This is a genomic window from Vibrio sp. Sgm 5, from assembly GCF_026241575.1.
Classification (GTDB): domain Bacteria; phylum Pseudomonadota; class Gammaproteobacteria; order Enterobacterales; family Vibrionaceae; genus Vibrio; species Vibrio jasicida.
Genome location: NZ_JAPHPY010000009.1, coordinates 143751 through 154608 on the forward strand (window position 1 = coordinate 143751; position 10858 = coordinate 154608).

Consider the following 10858-nt stretch of genomic DNA (forward strand, 5'->3'; position numbering starts at 1 on the left):
ATGTTATAACATAACAATTACTGTTTCCGATTATCCCAAGTACTATGAAGTTTGTTCGTTATTCACTCATTGCTGTCGCTGCTACCGCATTCTCTCTTGCAGCCTATCTCACCTATCAAGCAGAAACGAAACCAGAAGAAATCACCATTAAGGTCACGCCTTATTCCGAGCTAGAGGGCACTCACGTACACGAGGCTCAGACAGGCGACACGGCACCAAACGCCGAAGAGGCAAACCAAGATCACGACAACATTGCACGTATTCACTACTTCGTTAAAGTAGGTGACACACTTAGCACGATCTTCTCCTCATGGGGCGTCCCATACGACACCACGCAAAAGCTTCTTGAAGCCGATTTAACCTCCTTGAAACTCGACACCATCAAACCTGGTGACCACCTTGAGTTTGTCGTTGATAGAGACACCAAGACACTACAGCAAGTGATCTTCCACGAAAGCCTTGTCGAACGCTCGATTTACACGCAGAACGACGATGGCACATTCGCTTATGACTTTGTTGAAGAGCCTGGAGAATGGCGTGAGGAAATGTACTCTGGTGAGATCAACGGTAGTTTCTCATCTTCTGCGCACCGACAAGGACTAACCACCACCCAGATTGCCAACATTACGCGTGTACTTCGTGACAAAGTGAATTTTGCCCGCGAACTGCGTGCTGGTGATAGCTTCCATGTGTTGGTGCGTCGTCAGTACGTTGATGACCATTTAACAGGCAATACAGAAGTGCAGGGCATTGCCATCAAGATGCGTGGTAAAGATGTAGAAGCGTTTTTGGCTGAAGACGGTCGTTTCTATGACCGTGATGGAAACAGCTTAGAGCAAGCCTTTAACCGCTATCCAATCGACAAACAATTCCGACGTATTACGTCTCCGTTTAACCCGAACCGAAGACACCCAGTAACAGGCCGCATTCAACCGCATAACGGTACCGATTTCGCGACGCCTGTGGGTTCGCCAGTTTACTCAACGGGTGATGGCAAAGTGATTGCTGTTCGTAACCACCCTTACGCAGGCAAATACTTGGTGATTGAGCACAACAGTGTGTACAAAACTCGTTATCTGCACTTGAGCCGTTTCTTGGTCAAGAAAGGCGACCACGTTAAGCGTGGACAAAAGATTGCGCTTTCGGGAGCGACAGGCCGTCTAACAGGTCCACACTTGCACTTCGAGGTACTGGTGCGCAACCGTGCCGTAGATTCGATGACAGCCGATTTGCCGTTGGCGAGTTCGATCCCAAACAAAGACAAACCTGCGTTCTTAGCACGAGTTTCTGAGTTTGATGACATGGTTGCTACCGAGCAAAATGCAAGCAACGCAAAAGCGAGCGAGGGTAAAAAGACGTCTTAGACTCTTTGCATAGATCAATGAACAAAGGCAGGCTTCGGCTTGCCTTTGTGTTTTAAGAGCCATGTGTTTTATGAACTGGCTTATTTTAAGCAGCGTGTTGGTTTAGGGAGATTAGACAGACATTCACCACCTCAAACGCTATCTTGGTTGCGCGATGTGATACAGTTCGATTCGCATTCCTGCTGAAATTGACCAAAATACAAGTAGTAACGAGTGGAGGGTGAATGCAAATACCAACCGTAGGCTTTGACCATAAAAAATCGAATCAAGCAGAGATTGAAATCTTCGATCTAGAAAGCTTGCATGGCCAAGAGTACAAAAGCCACTCACCTCAAAAACCGCATCGCATTACCTTCTTTATGATGGTTTACATCGAAAAAGGCAGTGGTGTGCACATGGTGGATTTTAAGCAGTATCCGTTTGAATCTGGCAGCATCCTCTTTGTTCGTCGCGAGCAGGTGCAAGCTTTCGATTTGTCCAACAAGCCCTTCGGTAAAGTGATCATTTTCACCCAAGCGTTTTTAGACCAAGTGCATGCCAACATGCGTTTACCTAACTACACACCAACGCACTTAAACCAAGCTCGTTCACCATTATTGAACTTAGACGAAGCTACCTGCCAGAGTGCCAAACTGCTTATTGGTGAGGTTATCAAGGAAATTGAAAGTCAGCATTCCGACCCATTGATCGTCATGTATCTTTTCTCTTCTTTCGCTCTAATGCTGCATCGCCTAAGACCTGAAGAGAGGCACGATAAGTTAACCAAAGAGCAGAGCTACAAGCTTGCACGTTTCTTTGATTTGCTCCAGGTTAATTATGAACATATCCGTGATGCGAACTGGTATGCGGGGCAGATGGGGTCAACGTATAAAACGTTAAATGTTATCTGCAAGCTGGCAACCAACTTAACCGCAAAACAGATGATCGACGCGTTTGTCACAATAGAGATTAAGCGCCGCTTGGTGGTGAGTAACGTTACGACACAGCAGTTAGCTTTTGACTTTGGTTTTGAAGATGCGAGTAATTTTGTTCGATATTTTAAAAATCAAACTGATATGACACCAAGCCAATTCCAGAAGCAGTACGCCGAACCACAGTTATGATGTTGAGTATGAACGCCTTTTTGTGTTCATGTTCGATATTGACCATTTTCCGACGCACATCCACACAGACGAGTCTTTGATTCATTCCTATTATTGTTCTCAAGCCAACAAGAGGAAAATAATATGAACAAATTGACTCGCTTTTTCGCTAGCTCTGTTATCGCATCCACCGTTTTTGCTAGTGCTTCTTTCGCTGTAAATGCCGATGAATTGTCGAATCGTGATAAAGCCGTCACGGTTATCTCAAGCATTGAAACGGGCGACCAAAACGCGATTTCATACATCAATCCAAATAAGTACATTCAGCATAATCTTGCGGTTGCAGATGGTTTAGCGGGCTTTGGCGAAGTATTGAAGATGCTGCCAGAAGGCAGTGCTAAAGCGAAAGTGATTCGTACCATTCAAGATGGCGAATACGTGGCATTGCACACGGAATACGACTTTTTCGGACCGAAAGCGGGCTTTGATATTTTCCGTTTTGAAGATGGTTTGATCGTCGAACACTGGGATAACTTACAAGACGTGGCGAAACCTAATCCAAGTGGTCGCACTCAATTTGACGGTGCAACAGAAATTACAGATGTAAACAAAACGGACGAGAACAAAGCGATCGTTTCTAATTTTGTACAAACCATTTTGATGAAAGGGGATATGTCTCAGATCAGTAAGTTCATCGGTGATAAAGACAGTGACTACATCCAACACAACGTTGCGGTGGCCGACGGTTTGAGTGGTTTGGGCGTTGCACTTAAGCAATTAGCGGAAGCGGGCATGCCGATGGTATACAGCAAGAACCATTTGATTATCGGTGAAGGGAACTTCGTGTTATCAGTGAGCGAAGGTCAGTTCATGAACCAACATGTCGCGTTCTATGACTTATTCCGTGTCGACAATGGCAAAATTGTAGAGCATTGGGACACGATTGAAGCGATTCCACCGAAGTCAGAGTGGAAGAACGGCAATGGTAAGTTCGGCTTTAAATAGCATCTAAAGACAACATGCACGAAAAAGAGAGTCACATTGTGGGCTCTCTTTTTTCGTTTAAACGAGCTATATACCCAATAATAGTTCGAAAATAAATCAATGTGATACAGGTGTAAAATAAAAACAGCTTAACTTTGGCTTTTATTTGTACAGAAATTAACGACATTAAGTGATAACTGGATTATTAAGGCCTTTATGAAATATGAATAGAATTAAGGCTCTAATTTTTCTCTTTCGTATTTTTGTTGTGGCGCATGAAAAATGTGTGACTTTAATTCCAAATAATATTTTGAAAATCGATTTATTTGATTTTCTTCGCTTTTACACTCCTACTATTTGTACTGATTATTAAATTAATTTAATTATACTTTCTACTTATTTATTGTGCGAAAAATACCACATCAAAAACAGTTAAGTTAATGTTTTTAATGTTTTATTTAACTCAGTGCGAGTTCTTTGTGTTGAATGCAAAATGAGGGTTTTGTTGCTATCTTGCTGTTAGAACTCTAGAAGTTGCTGTCTATTTTCTAAAAACAACGCCTTTCTTTTGATTGTGGCAAAGCTACTGTGAATTAAATTAAAATAAGCTAATTAAGTTTATTCTTTAACATGAAATTAAAACCGCTTGATATAATAATTAGTTTTATAAAATGGGGTGGTTATTCGCTATGAAAGATAAAGTTTGATATTTATCCCAGAAGTAAGAAGGAATTTTTGCCTTGGTTATTTTTATTTATAAATTAAGTGTGCTTGCAAAAAATAATTGAACCGTTAATTGCAGGTCTTTGTGCAGTACCTAAATAATTAATATAAGACTAAGGACTTAATTATGTATCTAAGAAAGAGCAGTGCTACGCAGACAAACTCCATTGGTTATCGCACGTTAGGGTTAACAATGCTTTGTTCTGGTTTATTGTTGAATCCGATTTCACAAGCCATGGCGGCGGAGTTCAGCACCGATGCGGTTGCACAATCAGAAAGCGAATACTGGAGCACCTATAAGTTAGACATCAAAAACACGGGCTCAGACAGCGCAGACATGCGTGAGGCGGTGATTGAGTTCGTACTGCCAGTCGCAATTAACGACATTGGTTGGGCATCAAATCACCTTTCATACCCATCATGGGAGATCGCTCATACAACACAAGCTGACGGCGTGTTGAACGCTGTAACACTCAAATTCCCAGCAGGATCTTGGGTAGACAGTGAGTTGGCATCTGGTGAGTCGGCGGCGTTAACTATCTCTTTTGGCGGCGAACTGAAGGATCTCAATGCGTTTGAAGATTCCGTGGTGGTGAAAGTCGATGGTGAAGTTGTTCCTCCACCAGAGTTCTCATTGGATATCTTAGCGCCGGCACAAAACTCTGTGGTTTACACTGGCTCGAATGTAGACATCATCACGAGTGTAGAGGGTGAAGGTGCAAGCAAGCTAGAGTTCTGGATCAACAATACCAAGCTGGCAGAACAACCTGTAGTAGAAGGAACGACTGAGTATCAACAAGCTTGGCTACCAGCGGAAATTGGTGCTGCTTCAATTGCTGTCATGGCGTTCAATGAGAGCGGTGAAAAGCTGACTGAACAATCGGTACAAGTGACGGTTGAATCAGAATCTACCGCCCCAAATCCTCCTGTGATTGAGTTTATCTCGCCAGATGCAGGCTCTTCTCACCAAAAAGGTGACACGATTTCGATCTCAGCTAATGTTACCGATGCGGATGATGACTTAGCGACGGTTAAGTTCTTCGCTAACGATGCTGAAGTATGTCAGTTAGACGCGAAAACGACACAAGATTTCTCTTGTGATTGGACTGCACAAACTGCGGGTTCAGCAACGCTTCGCGCAGAAGCCCAAGATGACGAACAACATATTACTCGTAAGAGCCTAACCATTACTGTGACAGACACGGGCACCAGTTGTGGCGATGTTCCTCAATACGAAGATGGCGTGCCATACAAGGTGGGTGATGAAGTTACCAATATCGACAACATCTATTCATGTACCGTAGCCGGTTGGTGTGGAAACCCAGTTTGGACGCCGGGGACAGGTCACCCAGATTATCCAGATGCGTGGAAAGACGCGTGGGACGAAGTAGGGCAATGTGATCCTAACCCAGTTCCAGTGGTGGATGTTCAATCTCCTCAAGATGGACAAAAAATTGCACCAAACCAAGCGTTCGATGTGATTGTCGATGCGACTGACGATACTGAAGTTGCTCGCGTTGACGTTCAATTGAATGGTCAAGTGGTGGCAACATCAAGCACTCCTTCACAAGGCGATACCTACACTATTACAGTTCCTGCACAGGACGAAGGTCAATACACGCTAACCGTCGTCGCTTACGATGACCAAGGGGCAAGTGCAGAAGCCGCACCAATTTCTCTGGCGATCACCGATAAAGACTTGGTGGTTTCGCTATCCTCTCCTGTTAATGGTTCGAGCTACTTTGAAGGTCGTGCGATTTCAATCAAAGCAGACGCGAAGAGCTACGAGGGAGATATTACTTCAGTAAGCTTTATTGCAAATGGTAATGAGCTATTCAAAGACACCGAAGCGCCATACGAATACGAATGGCTAGGTGCACAGAAGGGCGCTTACGCGATCACGGCCAAAGCGGTAAACACAGCAAGCCAAGAGCAAACTTCGGCAACGTCTAACATTACGGTGAAAGAAAGCACTGGCGGCGGTGGTTTAGTCGACAACCCAGATCGCTCTATCAGTTACCTAACATCATGGGGCTTGAATGACTACGAGCAGTTGTTCAATTCAGAGGGTGACGGTTACCTATTGTCATTTGGTAAGTGGGACGCGAGCGGTAACATCACGATCTCTGATGGCATGCTAACGCCACCTGATTACAATCCGGATTGGATGCCAACGCAGTACCTAGCTTGGTCGACGCTTAAGCATGACAATGAAAACGTGACTATGATGGTGGCATTTGGTGGTCAAACGTACGAAAGCATTTGGTCAGCGATCAGCACGCCACAAAGCCGTGAAGCGGTCGCAACTGGATTGGTTGATTTGGTACATACGCCATTCCCTGTGTACAAAAAGAATCTGACATCAGAAGAGATGGAAGGTGAATGTCTTGCATCAAAACCTGATGGTAGTTGTGATTACAGTAAATACCAGCTAGCAGGCTACGTACACATTGATGGCTTAGATTTTGACTTCGAAAAAGCCGCTCGAATCACGGATAAAGAGAACCAAGATCTAACTGCTCTAATCAAACTGATCCGTGAGAAAGTAGGCAATACGAAAGTGCTGTCTCTGACGACTTACCATGTAGGTGCAGACCCAGTTGCGTGTATGGATGCGAGTGTGTTCGAAAATTGTTCTTACATTGAACCATCAGGTCGTTCATCTCACCACGGTGAAGTTATCGATTTGCTGAAAGCAACCAAGAACGACTTCGATTTCTTCAACGTAATGACCTACGACGCTGGTCGAAACTTCCTCTACGATGTGGCGATGGCGAACTATGCTGAATATATTGGAGACAAGTCGAAGATTGTTTTAGGTAACACGATCAACAGCCAATGGGCACCTGGTGGTAACTTTGTTGAAACGCGTCAGAACAACCTAAACCGTGCTAAATGGCAGAAAGATAACGGTTACGGTGGTTTCTTTATGTGGACGTTAGGTTCTAACAACCAAGGTTTGAGCACGACAGAACAAGTAAACTACTTTAACGACATGATCAGTGTTAGCAAGTAGTACTCACCTCATCTTGTAATCTACTTGAACGACGGAAGGCTCTCATGCCTTCCGTTATTTCTTCAATCTTCATCATGGGAACGCCTCTCGCTCGCCGTATTCCCATGCAAATTCCAATTGAAATTCAGTGGTGACAATATGTCAAAACTAGATTCTGGTCAGCACCAGAAAGCGATTCCGCACGCCCAAAATAAGGCATTCAAACCTAAAAATGACTCACCCCAACGCCAAAGCAATACGTCACAACACTATGACGCGTTTAGTAAATGGTTACATTGGATAATGGCAGTCATTATTATCTATGCAACGATTGCAGGCTACGGGATGTTATTCGTCATGGACATGCCGCAACTGTTCCACGTTTTATCTACGCTCAATATGTCATTTGCAACGATTGCTTCGGTGCTCTTGATTGTCAGGTGGGGGTGGTCATTTTTTTGTAATGCGCCAGAGCTACCAGACACGATTCCAAACACTCAGAAAAGTATGGCCAAACTTGCACATGGCGTTCTCTATCTAGTGATGTTCGTTGTGTTTGTCAGTGGTTTTTTAATGCTTAAGCACGAGTACCCATTCTTTTGGCTGTTTACTATTCCAAACCCAATTTCTAATGCCGAAGTGAATGAGTTTTTCTTTATGGTTCATCGAGTTGGTTGTGCCACATTAGCGACGCTGGTGGTGTTGCACGTTGCGGCGGCATTGAAACACCACTTCGTGAGTAAGAATGATGTATTAAGAAGCATGGCGTTTAACGTATCCAAGCAAAGCCAATCTTAAACCAAACGGAAAGGTTGGCTGAAATACTATAGAGAGAAAAAAGGCTTGGTGAGCCTCCAAGCCTTTGTTTCGCGTTATCAGGCCGTTTTGGGCTATCTAACTACTTTTTAAAGATCAGATTCAAAGTAAGTGGAACTCGGTCTGAAATCTTAATCCCACCAACCGTTGCTGCAAGGTTCGTTAAGTTGTCAGTCGGGATACCAAAATCGCCAGCACCGATGATGACAGGCGCACTCGAACTGACCATTACCGTATTACCTGCATTGAGTACCACGACTGGGAATTCGACGGATTTCGTCTTACCAAACAGCGTGACTTCAGCCGGTACTTTTACTTTGTGTGAGCCTTCACCCAGAGATGCCCAATCCACTTTGCCTGTTACTGTTACTGGCGCATGTTTTGCCGATTCAAAGAAGATCTCGTTCAGGCGCGTATTACGAATTGGAATGCCTGTATTGATGCTGTTTAGGTCGATAGCCACATCAAACTGCCCATCACTGTTGAGTGTGCCGGAAAGGGTGTCAATGGTCGCGGGCTCAACAATATATTGCTTTTTGATGGTTGCGAAACTTAGGGAAGATAGATCGGAATCAAGCGTGTAGCTGTCTGCAGCAAATGCGGCACTAGAAAACAGTGCGACCGCGATGCTTAGTGTAGAGAAAGCCTTTTTCATTATTGTTAACCTTATTTATGTTGAACGAGGGTTCCACTTGATAGTAGTTCGGATTTATAAAAGTTAATAAGGAATTAAATCGATTGATTTGGGTGATTTTTTCGATGTGATTGAGTGCTCAAATGTCATGGTTTGATATCAATACAACTGATGTTATGTCTGCTTTGAATGTCAAAAATACGCTAATTAGCAATAACTTAATAAGCAGGTGCGAATGTGTGAATTTATTTCTAATTGATGATTCGCGACTTGCTTAGGTTGCCGTTACACTGTTCGCACATTTTATCATTCGTTAGGTTGGTTGGCTTATGTATACCGTTGGGATTGTGTTGTTTGATGATTTCACAGACGTAGACTTTTTCTTGATGTATGACCTGTTAGGAAGGACGCAAGACAGTTGGACAGTCAAAGTGCTAGGGACCAAGCCAGAGCATGTTTCTCATCTAGGTATGACGGTAAAGACGGACGGTCATATCTCTGAAGTTGCAACGCAAGACGTTGTGCTTATCGCGAGTGGCAAGAAAGGCATACCAGCAGCGCTTCAAAATAATGAGTTCATGTCCGCGATGAAGCTCAACCCAGACAGGCAGCTAATTGGCTCTATCTGCGCGGGTTCTTTTATCTTGCATGAATTGGGCTTGCTTGACGGTAAAAAGCTCACAACCAACCCAGATGCTAAAGCGGTGTTAAAGGGCATGGGAGGAGACGTTCAAGATGTTCCTTTGGTTATTGAGGGTAATATTGCAACGGCGGGAGGTTGTTTATCATTGATGTACCTCATTGGTTGGTTAGCAGAGCGCCTGTTTGATTCTGATAAGCGACGCGAAATCCAAAACCAGTTGATACCAGCAGGGCAGTTGGAGATATTCGAGTCTCTTATCGCGAACACAATCATGGAAGCAGAAATGCTTAACCAAGTGACTTGCTCAGCGGAATAAGCAATAACTCTGATTTTCCCTTTGTGACTGAACACAAACTTGTTCACTAAACCGTTGAATGTACGGGGAAGTGTACTAGGTTTTATATAAGCGCTTGTTTTATGAGACCGCGGCTATCTAAGCCATCGGTCTTTCATTAGGTGCGGATAAATACTGTGTTGGGTCTATTCACGCGTCATCGATTATCGGATTACCGATAAATAAGAATATGGCGCGAAACCAAAGGGAAAAACAGTTGAGCAATCCAAATGAAAATTTAGAGAAAGTACTGGCCAAAGCGTTTACCACGTCTTTGATTCGATTCTCAGTCACGACGCTGATCGTTATTGTCTGTTGGTGGGCGTTTTTACCATTTCTTCCTATCTTACTTTGGGCGCTGGTGCTTGCCATTGCGCTCTATCCAGTCAAACTCGTCATTGAAAGAAAGCTTGGATTAAGCTCGGCTCGTGCTGCAACACTAATTGCCATCATTGGTGTCTTGATTCTTGGCACGCCAACGGCCATGGTGGGTAATTCTTTTGCATCGAAAACACTCGGTGCATTTGAATCTTATCGAGATGGCACTTTGGTCATCGCTAAGCCTGCAGACAGCGTCAAAACTTGGCCTTTAGTTGGTGAAAAAGTTCATGCTGTTTGGTATGAAGCTGCGGATGACTTACCTACATTTATCGAGAAACGCCAGCCTCAAATTAAAGGTTTCTTTAGTTGGTTTGTCGATAGTGCAACGGGGGCCGCTAAAAGTGTATTCATGCTCATCGGTGCTATTATCATTGCGGGTGTCATGCTAGCTTGGGCACAACCTGCTGCAACGTCGATACGTAAGATCTTCATTAGTTTTACGGATGAGGTGAGAGGGCCAGATTTACATCAACTCACCACGGCCACCATCAGACAAGTTGCCGTGGGCATCATCGGTATCGCTTTCTTAACGGCAATGGCATTCGGTGGTGTCGTGGCGTTATCCGGCGTACCTGCCGCAGCATTGTTTACGCTTATTGCGTTGATCTTTGCGATTGTGCAACTGCCAGTCACCATTATCGCGTTAGTTGCCGTCGGTATTTTGTGGGCAGGAGATAGCGGCACGGTTCATAATGTTGTCTTCACGGTTTTGCTCCTTGCTGCAAGTTTAATAGATAACTTCTTAAAGCCGTTAATTCTTGGCCGCGGCCTCGAAGTTCCTATGCCTATTGTTCTTATTGGTGCAGTGGGCGGCATGATGTCGGGGGCTTTGTTGCTTAAATCGATGGAACTAAATCTAGAAGCTACGATCTGATCGGCTACACCCATCAATCGTCGTAGCC

Annotated in this window: 8 protein-coding genes; 7 read left to right on the forward strand and 1 reads right to left on the reverse strand. The window is 44.2% G+C overall.

Annotated elements, in window-relative coordinates:
* The first annotated feature begins 44 nt into the window (after positions 1-44).
* The 5 genes from OQJ86_RS07780 (at position 45) to OQJ86_RS07800 (ending at position 7946) form a co-directional block, all read left to right on the forward strand.
* Complete coding sequence (locus OQJ86_RS07780; protein ID WP_265987403.1) at positions 45-1364, forward strand: peptidoglycan DD-metalloendopeptidase family protein; 1320 nt, start codon at positions 45-47, stop codon at positions 1362-1364.
* A gap of 224 nt (positions 1365-1588) precedes the next feature.
* Positions 1589-2467, forward strand: a complete 879-nt coding sequence (locus OQJ86_RS07785) for an AraC family transcriptional regulator (RefSeq protein WP_265987404.1) — start codon at positions 1589-1591, stop codon at positions 2465-2467.
* 123 nt (positions 2468-2590) lie between these two features.
* Positions 2591-3451 (forward strand): hypothetical protein, encoded by an 861-nt coding sequence (locus tag OQJ86_RS07790; protein ID WP_265987405.1) that lies wholly within the window; start codon positions 2591-2593, stop codon positions 3449-3451.
* A gap of 829 nt (positions 3452-4280) precedes the next feature.
* The gene (locus OQJ86_RS07795; protein WP_265987406.1) at positions 4281-7169 is read left to right on the forward strand and encodes an Ig-like domain-containing protein; all 2889 of its coding nucleotides are present in this window, start codon (positions 4281-4283) and stop codon (positions 7167-7169) included.
* Between the two features lie 138 nt (positions 7170-7307).
* A complete protein-coding gene (locus OQJ86_RS07800) occupies positions 7308-7946 on the forward strand; it encodes a cytochrome b (protein ID WP_265987407.1) in 639 nt (212 codons plus the stop codon).
* Between the two features lie 100 nt (positions 7947-8046).
* On the opposite strand, the gene OQJ86_RS07805 is transcribed toward OQJ86_RS07800, so the two are convergent.
* On the reverse strand, positions 8047-8619 hold the full coding sequence (locus OQJ86_RS07805; RefSeq protein WP_265987408.1) for a YceI family protein: 573 nt from the start codon (positions 8617-8619) through the stop codon (positions 8047-8049).
* A 308-nt stretch (positions 8620-8927) separates the two neighbouring features.
* Between OQJ86_RS07805 and OQJ86_RS07810 the strand changes: the two genes are divergently transcribed.
* Positions 8928-9557: a DJ-1/PfpI family protein gene (locus tag OQJ86_RS07810; protein WP_039977452.1), complete on the forward strand. Its 630-nt coding sequence runs from the start codon at positions 8928-8930 to the stop codon at positions 9555-9557.
* A 235-nt stretch (positions 9558-9792) separates the two neighbouring features.
* Positions 9793-10830, forward strand: coding sequence for an AI-2E family transporter (locus OQJ86_RS07815; RefSeq protein ID WP_265987409.1), 1038 nt, complete (start codon positions 9793-9795; stop codon positions 10828-10830).
* Positions 10831-10858 lie beyond the last annotated feature (28 nt).

Excerpts from the sequence above, each read along its gene's own strand:
- OQJ86_RS07805 (WP_265987408.1), bottom strand. The coding sequence starts at position 8,619 with ATGAAAAAGGCTTTCTCTACACTAAGCATCGCGGTCGCACTGTTTTCT.
- OQJ86_RS07785 (WP_265987404.1), top strand. The coding sequence starts at position 1,589 with ATGCAAATACCAACCGTAGGCTTTGACCATAAAAAATCGAATCAAGCA.
- OQJ86_RS07810 (WP_039977452.1), top strand. The coding sequence starts at position 8,928 with ATGTATACCGTTGGGATTGTGTTGTTTGATGATTTCACAGACGTAGAC.
- OQJ86_RS07795 (WP_265987406.1), top strand. The coding sequence starts at position 4,281 with ATGTATCTAAGAAAGAGCAGTGCTACGCAGACAAACTCCATTGGTTAT.
- OQJ86_RS07780 (WP_265987403.1), top strand. The coding sequence starts at position 45 with ATGAAGTTTGTTCGTTATTCACTCATTGCTGTCGCTGCTACCGCATTC.
- OQJ86_RS07800 (WP_265987407.1), top strand. The coding sequence starts at position 7,308 with ATGTCAAAACTAGATTCTGGTCAGCACCAGAAAGCGATTCCGCACGCC.
- OQJ86_RS07790 (WP_265987405.1), top strand. The coding sequence starts at position 2,591 with ATGAACAAATTGACTCGCTTTTTCGCTAGCTCTGTTATCGCATCCACC.